Genomic DNA, 18,996 nt, shown 5'->3' on the forward strand with positions numbered 1-18,996 from the left:
CAGATCTACCGGACCAAACTTTTCGCCCGACGGCAATACCTTACGCCACATCCCGGATGACCAGAACAGCCAGTCCGCTCAGCTCATCGGCGTAGGTACCGCAAAACCTCGTTGGCGCCGCGCAGCTCGGCGATGCGCTCGGCAAGGGCCAGGTAGGCGGTTCCCATTTCCGGTGCCACCGCTTCAATTTCACGTTCGTGCTTGACGACGGTCCCAAGGTCGTCCCGCGTCACCGGGCCAGTCAGCCCCCGGGAACCCCACCTCAAGGCATTGTCCAATGAAGCTTCCAGCAGTGGGCGGAGCAGCTCGGCGGCCTGGCCTCGACGCAGCTCAGCTAGGTCGGTGTCTTCGGCTGCTGTATCTCCGCCGATAGTGGTTGCCAGCATTTCTACTGCATCGACCACAACTGCGCCCAGACCGTTTGAGCCATGGGCCATAGCCGCGTGATAGAGACCGCGGTGACGTTCGTTGATGAACACCGGACGACCGCCGAGTTCACCAATGAGCAGTTCACTGACTGTTTTCGCGAGCTCATCCCCAACAGTGATGCCCCATGGACAGCCGGTCAGGAGCTCGGAGTCGTCGTCAAGCCCTGCGAATGTCATTGCGGGATGGGCGGCGATGGTCAGCGCGCCGGTGAGTGCGACCGGATTGAGCACGGCACGCCCGAGGGAACCAGAAGTATGCATGACGATGCGTCCGGGGCCGACATGGCGGGCGACTTCCTCCGCGACCTCTGCGATGGCGCGATCCGGCACGGCGATGACGATGAGCTCGCAGGTGGAAGCTGTGTCGGCAATGCTACTAACCTGTGCGTTCGGGAGACGTAGATGCGCTCGTGTGACAGATTCTGGTGAGCGCGCGACCACGTGAGTGACACGATGCCCACAGTGCTCTAACGCCTGGCCGAGCGCGACCCCGACTTTTCCGGCAGAAATAATCCCCACCGCCAACCGCGGAGCGGTTGTCCGATGGGGATGGGAATCATGCTGGCTTTGCGTCATGACTGACTAGGTTAGACCAAACCAGCTATGTGCAGTGAGTAGGCCGCGCATACTCGGTAAGCGACTAGGCCTCTTCGTCCTCGCGCTGCTCCCTCTTCTTGCGCATCTGCGCCATCAGCTCGGCAACCGTCAGGCTGCCCTTGTTGTCCTCAGCACGGCGCCGACCGTGGCTTGCAGGCTCCTGCTCAGGAGCCTGAGCCGGTTTCTGAGCTGGCTCTTCTGCGAGGTCCTCATCGCGAATGGCCTGCAGCTGGCGAGTCGGAGAGTCCGAGGCATCGTCCGATTCCGGCGCAGCGAATGGGTGCCGTGCACCGTGTGCCTCGTGAGCACCGCCCTGAGAATCATCCTCTGCGGCGTCCTCGGCCGGGGTTTCCTGCCAGTTGATGGCGCGGAAAGAGTTAGTGGAGAACTTCTCCTTGGAAACGGCTTCGTCATCCTTGGAATCGGCGACTTCGTGGACGTCAACCGGCTGGCCAGACGGCGAGAATGTACGGCGCATGTCGGTGGCCTCGGCGTCTTCAACCGGCGAAGCGGAGGAAGCGGAGCCCGTGCCGCCGTGCTGGGTATGAACGCCAACAGTGCCGTTAGCGGTCATCTCAGCGCGGTGGGAAGTCGCGCGTGGTGTCGGCCGGTCGTGACCGGTCGGATCCTTCATCGGCGAGGCCTGCTGTGGCGAGTCGAGCTCACGCAGACGCTCGGCCTGGGCGCGAAGAGCAACCTGCTCGTCGTCGAAATCCTCCCCCATGAACTCAGCAAGCTGGGCACGCAGTGCAAAGACCTCAGCGCGCAGCGCCGCAATGTTGTCATCGTTGTTACCCTCAAGCGAGTCCAGGTAGTTCTGCTCGAGAATCAGCTCCTGCTCACGGTGAGTAGCCAGCTCGCGGTCAAGCTCCACCTTGTGCAGTTCCTCGATTGTCTCCAACCGCTTGCGCTCCAGCGCAATGGTCTTGCGGTATCGAGTCACCAGCACAGCCCCGATAACTGCCGACCACAACGCCAGCAGCACGGCAACCTTCATCCACCCGGCAGAGGAGGCAAAGAGCATGACGATACTGGCAATCACCGCGAGCACCAGCAGCACAACCATGAGAATGACGGCGGTTTTCTCCGTCATACCATCGGTAGAACTGAATTTCGTCACATCATTGCTCTGCTCATCTGCATATGCCGCATCAGCCCCGGAGTTAGCCCCAGCGGAGTAGCTTTCGAAAGCCGAAGAAGGCGACGGAGACGGAGACTCGGCCATATCCGACGAAGTAGCTGCCGCGTCGCCCTGAAAATATGCGGCATCACCCGAGCGCTTCGGGTCATTACCGGCGTTGGAGAGGTCAGTCATAACTCCCACCCTACCGAGTTAGTTCCCATTTCCCCGCTAGGAGGCGAAGAATTTTCGCCATCAGTTGGCAATTGGCAAACTTTTTCCAGCCACAGCCCCGCCGCAGCGAGCAAAATGCCGGATACTGTGCCGACAATCATGATCGGCCCGTCGGCCTGTGCAGCCGCAAGCTCCGTCCACTTCGGCAAAGCCCACAGCACGCCACCGGCGTACAAACCTCCGAGAATCGCCCCCAACCATGCGGATGCCGTACCGACCACCAGCCATCGCGACAACGTTAACGGCTGCACCTGGCTGCGATCCTGCCCGACCTTCCCCTCTTTCAGCACCGACTTAATCCACCGCGCTGCCGCCACACAGACAGCTGTGAGCAACCAGGGAAACCCCAGGTCCCACCAACTTCGTGGCCCGAGCGCACCGAAAAACTGTGCCACGATCATCCATGACGCCAGCGCGAGAACCAGCGCAGATGCAGCCAACGTAATCGGTGAGGTCGGTTTCATCTCTAGGCCTCTTCTCCATCCGCGCTGTCTGCTAGACGCACTGCGTTTACGTCTTCAGGTGCCAGCTTATCGACGAGTGCTGCGACCCGAACTCCCCCCAATTCGGCATCCGGGTCGGCATCGAGCCACGGCACCAGTACAAAGGCACGCTCGGTTGCCCACGGATGCGGCAGGGTCAGAGTCGAATCGTCAGAGATGATCTCCTCGCCGGAGTTCTTGTCAATGACCTGCACAATGTCCACGTCGAGCGCCCGTGGTCCCCAGTGAATTTCACGTACTCGACCAGCATCATTTTCCAGTTTCCAACCAGCTTCCAGTAGCTCCATTGGTGTCCGGGACGTATCGACAATGAGTACGGCGTTGAGGAAGTCGCCCTGCTCTACCCCACCCCAAGGCGGGGTGGCATAAATTTTTGAGGCTGCGACCAATTCATCGGCGAAGAAGTCCTGCACACCTGTTAGGTTTTCTCGCGCGCGATCCATGTTCGCGCCGATAGAAAGAACTGCGCGAATCATGCCAACCGCTTCTTCCGCGAACGGCGGGCTGTCACCGCAGCGTCATCGAAGTCGAGCGGAATGGGCGCATGTGGTTTGTGAATGGTCACTTCCACCGCATGCAACAGTGGGGACAATCCGCGTTCGGCGCGGGCGTCGTCGTCGGCAAGCACTGCTTCGGCGATCTCGGTCGCGACTGTTTCGATGAGGTTGCGAGGAGTGCCGGTCAAAATCCCGTGCGCTGTGGCTGCAATGTCGGCGTAGTTGACGGTGTCGTCCAGCTCATCGCTCGCAGCAGCACCGGAGAAATCCAGCCACAGGGTGACATCACAGATGAAGTCCTGGCCATCCCGGCGCTCGAAGTCGAGACAACCGTGGTAGCCGTGGGCTTTCAGACCTTTGAGTTCAATGCGATCAGCCACTGTGTTTACGCGTCTCCTTCCAGAGTCGACTCGGCTGGCGATTCCGCAGCCGACTCGTCGTGCTGCGCAGCGCGGTTAGCCCCACCTTCCGGATAGTCGCCGGCCGCTGTGTAACCGGTCAGTGAACGTCCAAGGTTCCATGCCTGCGCCACACGCACTGCGTCGAGGTTGTCGGCCACATTGTGAACTCGAACCGCCCATGCGCCCGCCGCTGCGGACAGCGCGGAAATTGCGGTAGTCGCGGCATCAGCCTGCTTTGGTGCGCGTGCCTCACTGCCAACGGCGGCGACGAAACGCTTGCGGGAAGCACCGACCAACACGGGGAAACCGAGGTCAATAAGCTCCGGCAGGTCGTGGAGGAGCGCCCAATTGTCATCGGCGTTTTTGGCAAAGCCCAAGCCTGGGTCGAGGACAATATTTTCCTCGACGATTCCGGCGCCCATGGCACCGTCGACAAGCTGAAGCAGGTGCTCACGGACATCGGCGACAATGCCGTCCGGGTGAGTTTCGGCGCGCCCAGAAGCGGAGCCAAAGCGATCGGTCTTCCAGTGCATCAGACAGATGGGCACATCGGCATCGGCGCAGACTGCGTACATGTTGGGGTCTGCGAGACCGCCGGAGACATCGTTGATGAATACTGCACCCTCGGCGATTGCTGCCTCTGCGACACTTGCGCGCATTGTATCGACGCTGATCAGGTGCCCGTCTGCCGCGAGTTCGCGGACCACCGGCACGACCCGGGCAATTTCCTCATCCTCGGAAACGCGGTGTGCGCCAGGGCGAGTGGACTCGCCACCGATGTCGAGAATATGTGCGCCTTCAGCGAGCAGCTCGTGCGCATGGGCAATCGCCGCGTCGAAGGTCTTGTACAGGCCGCCATCGGAAAAGCTGTCCTCGGTGACGTTGACAATGCCCATCACCTTGCAGAGCTGATTCTCGACACCCATCTCCGCCTGCTGTCCTGCCTGCGCTTGCAAGGGGGATTCAGTCACCTTGTTGTCCAGCCTTTCCAATCGACCATTTAACTGTTGCGTTAGCTCTTGCGGATGAGCGCCATTGCCTCTGCGCGCGAACGGGCATCCGTCTTGAAGCCACCGCGGACGGCTGAGGTCACCGTGCGCGCACCCGGTTTGCGGATACCGCGCATGGCCATGCAGAGATGCTCCGCTTCAATGACGACGATCGCCGAGGCCGGATCCAGCCGCTCCACCAAGGCATCCGCAACCTGACTGGTCAGACGCTCCTGCACCTGCGGGCGCTTCGCATAGCCATCGACCAGACGAGCGAGCTTGGACAAGCCCGTCACACGACCGTCCTTGCCCGGGATGTAACCAATGTGGGCAACGCCGAAGAACGGCACCAAATGGTGCTCACAGGTGGAGTAAATCGGGATGTCCTTCACCAAAACGAGTTCTTGATGATCCTCGTTGAAGGTCTTTGCCAGCACCTCAGACGGATCTTCAAACAGGCCCGCGAAAACCTCACGGTAGGCTCGCGCCACTCGCGCCGGTGTCTCCTTCAGGCCTTCCCTGTCGGGATCCTCACCGACGGCAATCAACAGTTCACGAACCGCAGCCTCGGCCCGCCCCTGATCGAATTCGCGCTCCATGATGTGTACTTATCGCTCCTCGTTGGTGTCCGGCTTGTCCTGCCAGGCGCTGTTGTCTTCGTTTCGCTTGACGACGCCGTCCTTATCCGAATCGTGCATCTGTGCCCCCTTGTCATCGGAGTTGTCGGCGTTCTTCGGGTTTTCCGGACGTTCTGTGTGTTCCGGCTGCTCGTTATCCGGCAGGCGGAATCCGCGCAGCTCCTGCTGTTGTCCTGCCGACGGCATCACCGTAGTCGGGGTGGCATCGCTGCCAGAGTTGTCCTGGCGGTGACGTCCGCCCTGCCTGTCCCACGGCATCTTCGGAGGGGCAGGGATATTCGCGGGGCCGTTGCCACCGCTGCTACCAGTACCGGTTGCCTTCGAGCCGAAGTCCGGCGCACCTGCCGGGTAGTTAGCAGTGCCCGGGTGCTGGCCACGCGCGTTGCCCTGGCCTTCCTGCGAACCCGGCTGGTTCTGCCCCTCCGGGCGAGGAGTCGGCGCAGGCGCCGGTGCCGGTGCGGGAGCCGAACCGTGCGTGCTGCCGGTATCCTTCGGCGGCCAACCTGGAGCGGTCCAACCAGCCGGCGGTGGGGTGCCACCGTAAACCGGAACATTCGGTCGGTCCTGCTGGGCGCCCGGCAGACCCGGGACACTAGCATTACCGGCACCAGCGGAGCCTGCCGGCCCCTGACCATTGCCGTTGTTGCCCGCGTCCTGGTTCTCTGGTTCGCGGCGGCGCACCGGCGCGAAGATGTTGACACGCTTCGGCGGTTCCTCGCCGCGCTCGATTGCCAACTCCACCGGTGTCTTCACCGGCTCGCGGCCATCGGCCGGGTGCTTAGTGTCGCTATCGAAGAAGTTCAGGCGCTCACGGGGAACGACATCGGTGAAGATAACTTCCAGATCCGGACGACGCAGAGTCTCCTTCTCCAGCAGTTTCTCAGCCAGAACATCGAGAGTGTCGCGGTTTTCCTTCAAGATGGCGTAGGCCTCGTCATGAGCCTTATTGATCAGCAAACGAACCTGCTGATCAATGGTTGCTGCCACCTCCGGAGAGTAGTCCAGAGAGCCGCTGCCACCGCGGCCAACGAACGGGTCGCCCTGCTCCTCCCCGTACTTCACCGGGCCGAGCTCCGGCGACATGCCGTACTCGGTCACCATGGCGCGAGCAATCTTGGTGGCCTGCTCAATATCGGCAGAAGCACCGGTAGTCGGCAGTCCGAAAACCAGCTCCTCGGCAGCGCGACCACCCATGGCGAAGACCAGACGGGCAAAGAGCTCTGGCAGGTTATACATGCCCTTGTCGTCCTCGGGGACGGTCAGCGCATGTCCACCAGTGCGACCGCGAGCCAAGATGGTGACCTTGTAAACACGCTCAATGTCCTTCAGCGCCCACGCAGCCAGGGTGTGGCCACCCTCGTGGTAGGCGGTGACCTTCTTCTCCTGCTCGGAAATCACCTTGGAGGTACGGCGCGGACCGCCGATAACTCGGTCGACTGCCTCTTCCAGCGCATCCGCAGTAATGATGTTGCCGTTGACGCGAGCGGTCAGCAGCGCAGCTTCATTCAGCACGTTCTGCAGATCAGCACCGCTCATACCGGCGGTGCGCTTCGCCAGCGACGTCAGATCCGCATCCGGTCCAAGCGGCTTGTTCCGGGCGTGGACCTTCAGAATTGCCTCGCGGCCCTTCAGGTCTGGTGCGCCCACCGGAATCTGTCGGTCAAAACGGCCCGGACGCAGCAGCGCCGGGTCGAGAATATCCGGACGGTTGGTCGCAGCCATGATGATCACACCCTGACGATCACCAAAACCATCCATCTCCACCAGCAGCTGGTTCAGGGTTTGCTCACGCTCATCATGGCCGCCGCCCATACCGGCACCACGCTGGCGACCGACGGCGTCAATCTCGTCGATGAAGATAATGCACGGGCTGTTTTCCTTGGCCTGATTAAACAGGTCACGGACACGAGAGGCACCGACACCGACGAACATTTCAACGAAGTCCGAACCCGAGATGGTGTAGAAAGGCACTCCTGCCTCACCAGCGACGGCGCGGGCCAGCAAGGTCTTACCGGTACCGGGAGGACCGTAGAGCAGAACACCACGCGGAATCTTCGCGCCGAGCTCTTCGTAGCGAGCTGGGTGCTGCAGGAAATCCCTAATCTCGTCGAGCTCCTGGACGGCCTCATCGGCACCAGCAACATCCTCGAACGTATTGGTCGGGGTCTCCTTGTTCAGCAGCTTGGCGCGGTTGCCACCAAAGCCGAACATGCCGTTCTTGCCGCCTTGCATGCGGCTGAAGAAGTACATGATGACGAAGAAGAAGATCACCATCGGCAGCAGGAAGCCCAAGGTGGACATCAGGAAGGAATCCTGCGTGACCTTGGTATCGAACTTCTCCATACCCTTGGCGGCGGTGACCTTGTCAAAGACTTGGTCGGTCGCACGCGCTGGGTACTTGGTCATCACCTTCGTGACGTCCTCAGTACCTTCGACCTCCACGCCCTTCTTCAGGGTGAGGCGAATTCGCTGTTCACGATCGTCAATCTGAGCTTCCGTGACATTGCCCTTATCCAACTGGGTCAGGGCAACGGACGTATCCACCTCGCGGTATTCCCGGGAATCATCCGCCAGCTGAGTAATAGCAAAGAGGATAATCAGGATGATGCCGGCAACGGTGGCAAACCGGAACACCTTTTTCTTGTCCATACAGTGGGTTCGCTTTTCGCTCTCTACATCTATTAGTTGCTTTTATTAATTGTACGCATCAACGAGTTCTTCTCGAAGACACATCAATGACACAACGTGGGGCCAGGGCTCATGGCACCTGACCCCACAGTAGGCATAACGCATCGCAACCGAAAAAAGTTTCCAACTCCTACTTTTCACAGCTAGAAGACAGCTAGAACTGCGGGAGGGTAAGCGCGCAATGCCCGTCGTCAAGCATCGGCACTGTGCAATAAGCGCCGAAGACAGACCTAGCCCTGGTAAACGCGCGGGTGAAGCGTGCCGACGTACGGCAAATCGCGGTAGCGCTCGGCGTAATCCAGGCCGTAACCGATGACGAACTCGTTCGGAATGTCGAAGCCAACATCCGCAACATCCAGGCTGGTGCGCACAGCCTCTGGCTTACGCAACAGCGTAATGACCTCCAGGGAGCGCGGATTACGGTTGCGCAGGTTCTTCATCAACCAGGACAGGGTCAGGCCGGAGTCAATGATGTCCTCGACAATCACGACATCGCGTCCCTCAATATCGCGATCCAGGTCCTTCAAAATACGCACCACGCCTGACGACGAGGTGGAGTTTCCGTAACTGGAAACCGCCATGAACTCCATCTGGCTGGGAATGCTGAGCTGACGAGCGAAGTCAGTCAGGAAGAACACCGCACCCTTGAGCACTGCGACCAGAATCAGATCGCTGTCGGCATCCTTGTACTTCTCATTCACACGATGCGCCATCTCGGCAATGCGAGCATGCAGCTCCTCTTCGCCAATGAGAACTGCCTCTACCTCATCGCCGTAGGGGTTTGCGGGGACGTTGAAATCCTTCACATCATGCATCGCATTTCCTTTCCGCACTTCTATGGCGGCGTGTCGATGGAGCGTAACTGCCCCAGTGCAAGTTCAGGGTTATGGCAACCGATTGTTCTCAGCCGCCGGAAGTTGGATTGCGGCACCCTTCTTAAGGCACCGCGGGACGATTCATTACCAATTGTAGAGTGCCATCTTTTCGCTCAACGACCAACCTGGCATTTCTGTCAGCACCATCGCGACCGCGGGTCACCGGCACTTCGCCCTGGCCGTGATAGCGGTGCACGAGCGCCATCACCATGTCGATCTGTTTACTGCTGGGCTCCGCACCCGCCTGCCGCAACCAACGTGCGAGGACACGCACCGCGATGGCGTCGTCAAGCTCAGCCACCCCTCGCACAGACAGGCTCCCGCTTGCCGACGCCTCTTCCTCCCCCAGCAGCGCATGCAGAGCCGAATCGGCGTGAGCGTCCAAAAAGTCATTGTCGACTGCTGCAATCGCCGCAGTCTTAGCGAGATTTTCCGCAACTCCCGGACCCAGCTCCTGCTCCAGCAGCGGCAAAATCGTCTTTCGAACCCGGACGCGGGCGTAATGGTCGTCATGGTTGTGCGGGTCGTGCCACACCTTCAAGCCCAGCTCTTCGCAGCAGAGCTGAGTATCTGAGCGTCGCACACCGAGCAGCGGGCGCAGAATCCGAGTCCCGTCAGACCACGTGAGGTTGTCGCGGATGGCGGACAGCGCTTGCGGACCGCCTCCCCTGGCCAGCCGCAGCAAAACTGTTTCCGCCTGGTCGTCCAAGGTGTGGGCGAGCATCAGCGCCGCACCTCGAGATTGGGCGACCTCCCGTAGCACTGCGTGTCGTGCCAAACGCGCCTCATATTCGGGACCACGGTCGGAATTGTTGTTGATATCGACCGCGATAACCTCGGCCGTAGCCCCCATCCCCCGAGCAATGTGGGCGGCGCGCTCGGCAACTTTTGCAGAGCCCTGCTGAAGCTGATGATTAACTACGACGGCGTGGACTTTGCGGCCGGCCAGCGCACCCTTGGGCCCGAGAGCTTCCGCACAGGCCCCGGCGGTCAGGGCCAGCGAATCCGCACCACCGGAAAGCCCAATGACGACACCGCTGCCCAATTCCTGCCCCACCTGCTGCACTATCGCGCGGACAGCGTGCCGAATGATGAGGAAATGAGGGCTGCGGTCCGGCCAAAAAGGTCTAGCCAACGCGCCCACCACTTGCGATGGTTTCCATCGCGGTAAGCAGAATTCGCTCCTGGGACGGGCGCGCAATCAGTTGCACCGGCAACCCAGAGGTCGGTTCCACAACGATGCCAGCCGGGAATCCCAGGTAATTCCACGTCGAGACGTAGGGAGTGAAACGCAGATTGGACAGCAGGTTCACAATCCAGGGCATGCGATGCCACGCGCGGATTCGCGGTGGGTTCTTGGCCAGAGCCGGGGTAATCAAGATGGTGTCACCCGGTAGCTCACGCTCGATGCGAGCGCCATCGCGTGCCACTTGGCGGCCATTGATTGTGAAACGCAGCAAGCGACCAATGCCGGCGTGGACTCGATTGCGCCACTCCAGGTGATCAGGGCGCGGCTCGTCGCGAAGCTGATCCGCCACCCCCGCAGTCCAGCGCGCGAGCATCGGCAGTGGGTTCAGCGGGTACGGCATGTTCTTTTCCGAGACGGCAAAGCCCTTGTCCGCGAATACTCTCGCCGCCTGTTGTGCCGCATCGACGTACTCCGGTGCAGCCTTCAAACCGAATACGGGCGCAGTGGTGTCCACGCTGACTGCGAAGTTTTCAGGCAGGGTCTTCGCCGGGTCCTCCGCATCCACCATGCCATTTGTGAGGATCTTGGTGATCAGGCGCAAGTCATCGTTATTGACTGTGAGCACCCCTTGGACAGACATTCCGTACCAGTCATTGCCGCCCACGCGCCCCGGCATTGTTCCCGGGGTCGCCTTCAGAGTCGAAAGCCCGCAGCACGCTGCAGGGATACGAAGTGACCCCATGCCGTCGTTGCCCTGCGCAAACGGAACCATCCCAGCGGCGACAGCCGCTGCGGATCCACCGGAGGACCCACCCGGAGTGTGCCCCGGCAGAATCGGATTATCGACTGCCAGCCCCGGCAGCGTCGTCGTCCCCCACGTACAGAACTGCGGATTCACCGTAGTTCCCACCGCGATTGCACCGGCGCTAGTCAACTGCTGGACAAACGGGTTCTCTAGAGCGGTGTTTTCCTTCAGCGCAAATGGCACACCTGCAAGCGGCAACTCCGAGAGTTTCTCGCTTTGCTCGAGTTCCCGCGCAGCCTGCAGAGCCCTATCCGCCCACACTTCGCGGAAGGCATGAATCCCTCCATCCAGTCTGGCGATAGCGTCGAGACTGCGCTGCACGCTGTCCACGGGGCTTAGCTTTCCCTCGCGGACCTGTGCGGCAATCTCGCGAACGGTTGGCAAATTCCTAATCGCGGAAGTGTGAGAGGCCATTGCGGATTCATCTCCTCAAATTATTTTCAGTGGCAAATGAATCTCAGTTTAGATATCCGCAAGGGCGCTCGCTGCCTTATCGGACGCAGCTCTTGCCGGCAACAGGCTCGCCTCGTTGGAAATCAGTGCGAACGTCAGCACCTGCCCCGACTTCGTCACCACATATCCCGCCAACGCCGAGGCTTTATTCAGCGTGCCTGTCTTCGCACGGACGATGCCCGCCCCGGACTGACCAGCAAAGCGCGTCGCCAGAGTGCCGGACACTGCCGCCACCGGCAGGCTGTCCAACAGTGGGCGCAACCGCAACGCAGTGCTTTCCGACGACTCCTGCGACTCCGCCAGTCCCCCCTGCTCGGCCGATTCCACCGGACCCGCGGCCGAATTAAGCACCTCGGAGAGATGCTGCGGAGAAATACGGTTATCCGTGCTCAGGCCGCTGGAGTCCGACAGCACCGCGCGATCGAGAGGAAAACCGTGCTCCGAGAGAGTGTCACGCACGGCACGTGCGGCCCCCTCAAAGGTCGGCGGCAGACCGCGAGAGATAGCCACCTCACGGGCAATGGACTCGGCAAGCACGTTGTCGCTATAGTTCATCATCTCGTGCACACGGGTAACCAGCGGTGCCGACTGCACGAGCGCGACGGGGTCTGGATCCAGAGGCAGTGACTGACCATCCTTGGCCGCATCCCTCAGGCTGCCTCCGTTTTCCGCACCAAGCGCCTTGGCCAGTGCATCAGCGGCATCCGCGGCGGGCGTGGCGCTGCGCTGCGATTCTTCATTCGTCGAATCGATACGACCGGCGTCCATCATCACCGACTCCACCGGTGCGATGTAGCCGTCCTCCAGCCCCGCACGCTCCCAGGTCTCGTGGAAACTCTCGGTGAATAGAGAGTTGTCGAGATAAACCTTGCCGACCCCCTCCGGAATGACCACGGAAATCTTTTTCGCCAACTCAGCGATTGAAGCCGAGTCCTGGAAGAACCCTTCCCCGTCCTTGCTTAAGGTGGGGTCACCCCCGCCGTGCAAAACGATGTCGTTAGTCCCCGTAACCCGGGAGACGCGGGTGGAAACCCGATGATCTTCACCTAAGTCCAACAGTGCGGCAGCCGCAGTGAGAATCTTCATGCTGGACGCCGGCATGGCCACCGCGGTGTCATTGACCCCCCACAGCTTCTGGCCGGTCGAAGCATCGCTGACAATTCCATGCAGCTCACCGAAGGCTGGATCGGCCGCAGCAGCGTCCATGATGGCGCTGACTTTTTGGGCCAGAGCGCCGTCGTCAAGCGAAGACTGCGCCGCCGTCACAGGAGCAGAGACATGACTGACCGCGGGCGGTGCATCGACAACAATCTGACGATTGTTATTGACGACAACCGCTGCGCCGCTGCCCGCTGCGATAACGACAACACCGGCGATGGCACCGCCGATTTTCAGTCCGCGCGACTTCTTGGATTTGCCGGATTTTACGGAACTGGGCGATTTTTCCGTGCCCTTAGCGGCGGTTTTGGAGCTGTCAGAGTCGGTACTGCCCACGGTCACAAACACCTTCTTCCTGGAAACAAAACCTCACTTAAGGTGCACAAATAAACGGTTTTGAGCGGGTTTCGCATAAGATAGCCGTCAGAGAAGTGTACACCGATTATAAGGAGTCATCGCCGTGAGCGTTGAGGTCACTATTGAGATCCCGAAGGGTCAGCGCAACAAGTACGAAGTCGACCACGAGACCGGCAAGGTCTACCTCGACCGCTACCTGTTCACCCCAATGGCCTACCCGGCCGACTACGGCTTCATCGATGAGACCCTCGGCGAGGATGGCGACCCGTTGGACGCTCTCGTGATCCTGCCGGAGCCGGTTTTCCCGGGCGTTATTGTCAAGGCTCGTCCGCTCGGCGTTTTCAAGATGACCGACGAGGCCGGCGGCGACGACAAGCTGCTGTGCGTCCTGGATGATGTCCGCTTCGACCACTACCAGGACATCGACGATGTTTCCCAGTTCACCAAGGACGAGATTGAGCACTTCTTCGTCCACTACAAGGACCTGGAGCCGGGCAAGGAAGTTTCCGGTTCGGGCTGGGGCGACAAGGCTGAGGCTGAGCGCATCCTGGCTGAGGCTATCGAGCGCCACAAGTAAGAGCCACAAGTAAGAATTGCGCTAGCCAATCCCCCTTCCTGGGGCTCACACCTTTGACGCAATTCCTGTGATTCAGCGCTACGGCCGTCGGAATTTTCCTCCGGCGGCCTTTGTGCTTCCGGCGATAAGGCCAGATTGCGTATAGTGCGCACTATGGAAACCGTAAACGTATCCGAAGTACCCGAAGACGCACAGATCATTGACGTCCGCTCACAGATGGAGTGGGATGACGGCCACGCCACCGGCGCCGTTCACATCCCTATGGAAGAGATTCCGTCCCGCTACGGCGAGCTGGATTTGGATTCCGACATTTACCTGATGTGCCGCTCCGGTGGACGCGCCGCTCAGGTTTCTTCCTGGTTGGAGAAGAACGGTATCGACACCATCGTCATCACCGGCGGCATGATCGACTGGGAGCACTTCGGCCGCCCAATGGAGAAGGCCAACTAAATCAACTACAACTGCCCTGCCTACCTGCAGGGCAGTTTTTCATTTATTTACCCACCCCAAAGCACCGACCTTCTAACAATCCGCAGGCAAACATGGGCATTATTAGTTGGCCATGTCCCATTATTGATGGTTCCCCAGATTGTCTAGTATGGGAAGTATGTCTGATTCATCCGTACTTTCCTCGGCGGACTCAGCCGACACCAGCGGTGGTGTGGCACCCGACGTAGACGCGAAGGTGCCTGCTGTCGACGCACAGAGCAGCACCAAGGCGAAGAAGGCCCGCAAGGGAGCGAAAGCCAAAACCAAGGCCAGCGCTAAGTCCAAGTGCAAGCCCGGCTCCGCAAGCGAACCCGCCGTCGCACCGGCCGCCCTGCGCAAATCCGCGTCCTGGTGCCTGGCACAGCTCGATGCGGCTGTCCGCGCCAGCGTCAACGCGGCTCTTGGCCGCACTCAGATTGAGTCGATTTCCATCCGCGGTTATTGGGTTCTGGAGGTCATCGCCGATGGCGGCGACATGGCTCAAACCGAGCTGAGCGCGCTGCTCGGCATGGACCGCTCTGACATGGTTCGCCTGATTGACTCTCTGGAGTCGGCAAATCTAGTCGAGCGCACCCGAGACTCCAAGGATCGTCGCCGCCAGCTCATCGCGCTGACGGAAACGGGCAACACCACCCGCGCATCTCTGCGACGCTCACTCCGCAGAGCCGAGCGCGCCGCCGTCGCCGAATGCGCACCCGAGGTACGCGCGTTGCTCGCATCGCTTGCCGACGACTCCGCTGCAAGCCCCGAAACCGATGCCGGCGCGAAGAACCCCGAGACCGCTACCCCAGAGGTCACGGCCACTGAGACAGACACCAAGGACATGGCGGAGAATAAGACGCAGGCGACGTCGTCAAGCGATGCCCCGCGTCCTAAACGTAAGAAATCGAAGAAGAAAAAGCGCAAGAAGAAGAATAAGAAGGGGTCTTCTAAGTGACAACCACTGAAGCGAAGTTCCTACGCGCTACGGAACAGCCGCTTGAGCGCACACTCATTGACATTGTCCGGGCGACCGCGCGAAGGTTCCCCGAGGCTGAGGCCATCGATGACGGCGAGGTTGTCGTCACGTATGCGGAGTTGATTAACGAGATTGATTCCACAGCTACGTGGCTCTACGAACAGGGCATCCGTCGCGGCGACCGCATTGGTGTGCGGATGCCGTCGGGAAGCCGCGAGCTCTACCTGGCAATTTTGTCCATCATGGCAGCCGGTGCCGCCTACGTTCCGGTGGATGCGGACGACCCCGACGAGCGTGCAGAAATGGTCTTCGGCGAGGCCGGTATCGCCGGTTACTTCGATGCTGAAGGCCTGCATTTGGCTGGCTCCACGGCACGTAATCGCCCCCGTCCGCTGGACTCCGATGCCGACTCCGACGAGGAAGAGACGGAACCGACACCGCCGAGCGCACGCGAGATCATCTCGCAGGAGCCCACTCCTGACGACGACTGCTGGATTATTTTCACCTCTGGCTCCACCGGCAAGCCCAAGGGCGTGGCGGTCACCCACCGCAGCGCCGCCGCTTTTGTCGATGCGGAGGCCCGCTGGTTCTTGGCCAACCACCCGGAAGGACCGCTCGGCCCGGATGACCGCGTTCTCGCCGGCTTATCCGTCGCCTTCGACGCCTCCTGTGAGGAAATGTGGCTGGCCTGGCGAAATGGTGCCTGCCTGGTGCCGGCCCCGCGTTCGCTGGTGCGCTCCGGCGTGGACCTGGGCCCATGGCTGATTTCCCGCCACATCACCGCTGTTTCCACAGTTCCGACACTGGCCGGCCTGTGGCCCGCCGAGGCGCTCGACAGCGTGCGCCTGCTCATCGTCGGCGGCGAGGCCTGCCCGCAAGAGCTGGTCGAGCGCCTGTCCACCCCAGAGCGCGAGATGTGGAACACCTACGGCCCCACCGAGGCCACCGTCGTGGCCTCCGGCATCGAGCTGAAGCCCGGCAAGCCCGTGACCATTGGTTTTCCTCTGGACGGCTGGGACCTCACCGTCATCGACGAGGAGGGCAACCCCGTCCCACCGGGCACCAAGGGCGAGCTGGTCATCGGCGGCGTGGGACTCGCACGCTACCTGGATCCGGAGAAGGACGCCGAGAAGTACGCACCGCTGCCAGCCCTCGGTTGGGAGCGTGCGTACCGCACCGGCGACCACGTCATCATGGACGAAGACGGACTGTACTTCACCGGCCGCGTCGACGATCAGGTGAAAATCGGCGGTCGGCGAATTGAGCTCGGCGAGGTCGAGGCGCACCTGGCTGCCCTCCCCGGCGCTACTCAGGCGACTGTCGTGGTGCAGAAGACCGGTGCTGGCGATTCCATCCTGGTCGGCTACGTCGGCGCCGGTGGCGACGCCGCAGCCATGGACTACGACAAGTGCATGGATACTCTCCGCGATGCCATGCCAGCCGCGATGGTGCCACGCCTGCACATCATGGATGAGCTGCCGGTTCGTACCTCCGGCAAGGTCGACAAGGCGGCGTTGCCGTGGCCCCTGCCTGCGCGTGCGGGTGAGGGCGACGTCGACAAGCTGAGCCCTGTGGAGAAGTGGCTGTCCGACATCTGGGCGGACGTGCTGTCCGTACCTGCGCCCGGCGCGGCCTCGGACTTCTTCGCCCTGGGCGGCACGTCCTTGGCGGCGGCGAGCGTCATTGCGCGCATTCGCCAGCGCGCCCCACAGGTCGCCGTGCGCGATCTCTACGACCACCCGCGCCTGGGAAATCTCGCTGAAGAGCTGGTCGCGCGCGGTTTCATCAGCGACGACATGCTTGCCGACGACACCAGCGACCCCACCGCTCACCTGGAAAAGGTGCCCGAGCCGACGCCTGTCTCCCGTAAGACCCGTTGGGCCCAGGTGGGCCTCATGGTGCCATTGCAGTGGGCACGTGGCATGCGCTGGGTAACGTGGCTTGCGATTATCAACTGGGTTATCGGCGGACCGCTGGCGCTACCAGGCTGGTTGGTGGCCGTACTGGCCGTGCTGTTCCTGACCCCGCTGGGGGTCATGCCCATCAACGCGGCGACGACACGCCTGCTCACGCGCAACATCACCGCGGGTGATTACCCGCGTGGCGGTTCGGTACACCTGCGGCTATGGGCGGCCGAACGCCTGGCGGAGAGCTCTGGCGCCCACTCTGTGGCGGGCGCTCCGTTCGTGCTGTGGTACGCCCGCATGCTGGGTGCCCGCATTGGTAAGGGTGTGAATCTGCACGCGCTGCCGCCGGTGACGGGTCTGGTCAAACTGGATGATTACTGCTCGATCGAGCCGGAGGTAGACCTGTCCGGATACTGGGTCGATGGCGATGTCGTCCACGTCGGCGAGGTTACTATTGGCAAGCACGCCCGCATCGGTGCCCGTTCAACGCTGCTGCCCGGCGCGCGTATTGGCAATGACGCTCACATCGAGGCGGGTTCCACCGTCACCGGCGAGAAGAAGGTCAAGGCTGGCGCGCGCTGGTCGGGTTCCCCGGCTCGCAAGGTCGGTCGGTCCAAGCACCGCTTCCCGGAGGAAGTTCCGCCGGCTCGCCGCCACTGGGTGGCTATCTACGGTCTCACCGCTGTCTTGCTGACATTGGTGCCGCTGTCCGCTGCGGTCGCGATGGCTGCTGTCATCGGTTGGGGCACGGGGCTTATCGACGGCACCACCGAGCTAGCCACCTCGAATCTCTGGTCAACGCTGGGCAGTGCCGTGCTGTGGACTATTCCCGCCACCTTCGTCGGTGTTGCGGTGTATGCCCTGCTGACGCTGATTCTCGTGCGCCTGTTCAGCATCGGTCTGAAGCCGGGAGTGTTCCCGGTGCGTTCGCGCGTGGGTTGGCAGTCCTGGGCGACAATTCGCCTGATGGACGCTGCCCGTCACGACCTATTTTTCATCTACGCCTCCATGCTGACGCCGCTGTGGCTGCGTGCACTGGGCGCCCAAATTGGTCACGACAGCGAAGTCTCCACCGCGATCGGTATTCCGAAGTTCTTGCACGTCAAGGACGAGTCCTTCTTGGCTGACGACACCATGGTCGGCAGCTACGAGCTCGGCGGTGGTTGGCTGCTGGTGGGCGACTCCCGCATCGGCAAGCGCGCCTTCCTGGGCAACTCCGGCATCACGCTTCCGGAACGCAAGCTGGCGAAGAACTCGCTGGTGGCCGTGCTGTCCTCTACCCCGAAGAAGACCAAGTCCGGCTCCAACTGGTGGGGTTCGCCGCCAGAGCGCATGCGCCGCGTGGGCACCGTCTCCAGCGATGAGTCAGCGCAGACCTACCGTCCGACTACGGGATTGAAGGTCGCCCGCGGCATTGTCGAAACGCTGCGCATCCTGGCGCCGATGGTCTCTCTCATGCTGGCAACAATCACGTTGTTGAGTCTGCAGGGAATTGGCATGTTCACCGCGGAGTTGGTCACTGCAGGTGGCGTCAACGCTGCCCTGCTCGGCCTGGTGGTCGCGTGGCTGCTCTCCCCTGCCGTGCTGCTGATTGTTGGTGTGCTGGGGCTGTTGGTCACGGTCGTGGCCAAGTGGGTGTGCGTCGGCAAGCACAAGCCCGGTGATCACCCATTGTGGAGCAAGTTCGTCTGGCTCAACGAGCTGCAGGATGCATTCGTCGAAATGGTCGCCGCGCCGTGGTACCTGAACCCGGCGATGGCCACCGGCGGTATCGCACGCGCGATGCGTCTGCTCGGCGCAAACGTCGGCCACGGCGTGTGGCTGGAGACGTACTGGCTGCCCGAGACCGACCTGGTCACCATCGCGCGGGGTGCCTCTGTCGGCCGCGGTTGTGTCGTTCAGACGCACCTGTTCACCGACCGTGTGATGACGCTCGACACCGTCCACATCGGACACGGCTCCGTGCTGGGACCGCACTCAGTCGCACTGCCGGCATCTGTGCTTGACGACGGCTGCCGCGTCGAACCCGGTTCTCTCGTCATGCGCGGTGACCATGTTCCTGCGCACACCTCCTGGCGAGGTAACCCAATTGAGCCAGTGGTGGCCAAGAAGTAGCCCGGATTGAGTGGGGGG

Annotated in this window: 16 protein-coding genes; 4 read left to right on the forward strand and 12 right to left on the reverse strand. The window is 61.5% G+C overall.

The genetic code is table 11. The annotated features are described in order from the left end of the window. Positions 1–83: 83 nt before the first annotated feature. From QP982_RS00175 to dacB, 12 genes are all read right to left on the reverse strand, one after another. Positions 84–1,004, reverse strand: coding sequence for a Rossmann-like and DUF2520 domain-containing protein (locus QP982_RS00175; protein ID WP_284870032.1), 921 nt, complete (start codon positions 1,002–1,004; stop codon positions 84–86). Positions 1,005–1,068: 64 nt separating this feature from the next. Continuing rightward, positions 1,069–2,340: a DUF6779 domain-containing protein gene (locus QP982_RS00180; protein WP_016421483.1), complete on the reverse strand. Its 1,272-nt coding sequence runs from the start codon at positions 2,338–2,340 to the stop codon at positions 1,069–1,071. Continuing rightward, entirely contained in the window at positions 2,337–2,843 is a 507-nt protein-coding gene (locus QP982_RS00185; RefSeq protein WP_049190665.1) for a DUF3180 domain-containing protein, read from the reverse strand. The genes QP982_RS00180 and QP982_RS00185 overlap by 4 nt, the downstream gene beginning before the upstream one ends. 2 nt (positions 2,844–2,845) lie before the next feature. Beyond that, positions 2,846–3,358 carry a 2-amino-4-hydroxy-6-hydroxymethyldihydropteridine diphosphokinase gene (gene folK / locus QP982_RS00190; protein WP_088611747.1) on the reverse strand — a complete coding sequence of 171 codons (513 nt, stop codon included), beginning with the start codon at positions 3,356–3,358 and terminating at the stop codon, positions 2,846–2,848. After that, positions 3,355–3,759, reverse strand: a complete 405-nt coding sequence (folB, locus tag QP982_RS00195) for a dihydroneopterin aldolase (RefSeq protein WP_005510214.1) — start codon at positions 3,757–3,759, stop codon at positions 3,355–3,357. The genes folK and folB overlap by 4 nt, the downstream gene beginning before the upstream one ends. A gap of 5 nt (positions 3,760–3,764) precedes the next feature. After that, the gene (gene folP / locus QP982_RS00200; RefSeq protein ID WP_284870099.1) at positions 3,765–4,706 is read right to left on the reverse strand and encodes a dihydropteroate synthase; all 942 of its coding nucleotides are present in this window, start codon (positions 4,704–4,706) and stop codon (positions 3,765–3,767) included. 86 nt (positions 4,707–4,792) lie between these two features. Next, complete coding sequence (folE, locus tag QP982_RS00205; protein WP_016421488.1) at positions 4,793–5,368, reverse strand: GTP cyclohydrolase I FolE; 576 nt, start codon at positions 5,366–5,368, stop codon at positions 4,793–4,795. A gap of 9 nt (positions 5,369–5,377) precedes the next feature. Beyond that, positions 5,378–8,056 carry an ATP-dependent zinc metalloprotease FtsH gene (ftsH, locus tag QP982_RS00210; RefSeq protein WP_284870033.1) on the reverse strand — a complete coding sequence of 893 codons (2,679 nt, stop codon included), beginning with the start codon at positions 8,054–8,056 and terminating at the stop codon, positions 5,378–5,380. 269 nt (positions 8,057–8,325) lie between these two features. Then, on the reverse strand, positions 8,326–8,910 hold the full coding sequence (gene hpt, locus QP982_RS00215) for a hypoxanthine phosphoribosyltransferase (protein WP_005510094.1): 585 nt from the start codon (positions 8,908–8,910) through the stop codon (positions 8,326–8,328). Positions 8,911–9,031: 121 nt separating this feature from the next. Then, positions 9,032–10,105, reverse strand: a complete 1,074-nt coding sequence (gene tilS, locus QP982_RS00220) for a tRNA lysidine(34) synthetase TilS (RefSeq protein WP_284870035.1) — start codon at positions 10,103–10,105, stop codon at positions 9,032–9,034. Next, on the reverse strand, positions 10,098–11,378 hold the full coding sequence (locus QP982_RS00225) for an amidase family protein (protein ID WP_284870036.1): 1,281 nt from the start codon (positions 11,376–11,378) through the stop codon (positions 10,098–10,100). The genes tilS and QP982_RS00225 overlap by 8 nt, the downstream gene beginning before the upstream one ends. A gap of 48 nt (positions 11,379–11,426) precedes the next feature. Next, a complete protein-coding gene (dacB, locus tag QP982_RS00230) occupies positions 11,427–12,911 on the reverse strand; it encodes a D-alanyl-D-alanine carboxypeptidase/D-alanyl-D-alanine endopeptidase (protein ID WP_284870037.1) in 1,485 nt (494 codons plus the stop codon). A 124-nt stretch (positions 12,912–13,035) separates the two neighbouring features. Between dacB and QP982_RS00235 the strand changes: the two genes are divergently transcribed. From QP982_RS00235 to QP982_RS00250, 4 genes are all read left to right on the forward strand, one after another. Further along, positions 13,036–13,509 carry an inorganic diphosphatase gene (locus QP982_RS00235; RefSeq protein WP_005510088.1) on the forward strand — a complete coding sequence of 158 codons (474 nt, stop codon included), beginning with the start codon at positions 13,036–13,038 and terminating at the stop codon, positions 13,507–13,509. Between the two features lie 153 nt (positions 13,510–13,662). After that, positions 13,663–13,959, forward strand: a complete 297-nt coding sequence (locus tag QP982_RS00240; RefSeq protein WP_016421494.1) for a rhodanese-like domain-containing protein — start codon at positions 13,663–13,665, stop codon at positions 13,957–13,959. 157 nt (positions 13,960–14,116) lie between these two features. Continuing rightward, positions 14,117–14,935, forward strand: a complete 819-nt coding sequence (locus QP982_RS00245) for a MarR family winged helix-turn-helix transcriptional regulator (protein WP_284870038.1) — start codon at positions 14,117–14,119, stop codon at positions 14,933–14,935. Next, positions 14,932–18,978 (forward strand): Pls/PosA family non-ribosomal peptide synthetase, encoded by a 4,047-nt coding sequence (locus tag QP982_RS00250; RefSeq protein WP_284870040.1) that lies wholly within the window; start codon positions 14,932–14,934, stop codon positions 18,976–18,978. Before QP982_RS00245 ends, QP982_RS00250 begins: the two co-directional genes overlap by 4 nt. The last annotated feature ends 18 nt before the right edge of the window (positions 18,979–18,996 follow it).

The sequence above is a fragment of the Corynebacterium sp. MSK019 genome, from assembly GCF_030232425.1.
GTDB lineage: Bacteria > Actinomycetota > Actinomycetes > Mycobacteriales > Mycobacteriaceae > Corynebacterium > Corynebacterium jeikeium_D.

What these genes read in the sequence shown, in the direction of transcription:
- folE (WP_016421488.1), bottom strand. Translation starts at nt 5,368, where the DNA reads ATGGAGCGCGAATTCGATCAGGGGCGGGCCGAGGCTGCGGTTCGTGAA.
- folK (WP_088611747.1), bottom strand. Translation starts at nt 3,358, where the DNA reads ATGATTCGCGCAGTTCTTTCTATCGGCGCGAACATGGATCGCGCGCGA.
- ftsH (WP_284870033.1), bottom strand. Translation starts at nt 8,056, where the DNA reads ATGGACAAGAAAAAGGTGTTCCGGTTTGCCACCGTTGCCGGCATCATC.
- QP982_RS00245 (WP_284870038.1), top strand. Translation starts at nt 14,117, where the DNA reads ATGTCTGATTCATCCGTACTTTCCTCGGCGGACTCAGCCGACACCAGC.
- QP982_RS00175 (WP_284870032.1), bottom strand. Translation starts at nt 1,004, where the DNA reads ATGACGCAAAGCCAGCATGATTCCCATCCCCATCGGACAACCGCTCCG.
- folP (WP_284870099.1), bottom strand. Translation starts at nt 4,706, where the DNA reads ATGGGTGTCGAGAATCAGCTCTGCAAGGTGATGGGCATTGTCAACGTC.
- hpt (WP_005510094.1), bottom strand. Translation starts at nt 8,910, where the DNA reads ATGCATGATGTGAAGGATTTCAACGTCCCCGCAAACCCCTACGGCGAT.
- QP982_RS00225 (WP_284870036.1), bottom strand. Translation starts at nt 11,378, where the DNA reads ATGGCCTCTCACACTTCCGCGATTAGGAATTTGCCAACCGTTCGCGAG.
- QP982_RS00240 (WP_016421494.1), top strand. Translation starts at nt 13,663, where the DNA reads ATGGAAACCGTAAACGTATCCGAAGTACCCGAAGACGCACAGATCATT.
- QP982_RS00185 (WP_049190665.1), bottom strand. Translation starts at nt 2,843, where the DNA reads ATGAAACCGACCTCACCGATTACGTTGGCTGCATCTGCGCTGGTTCTC.
- QP982_RS00180 (WP_016421483.1), bottom strand. Translation starts at nt 2,340, where the DNA reads ATGACTGACCTCTCCAACGCCGGTAATGACCCGAAGCGCTCGGGTGAT.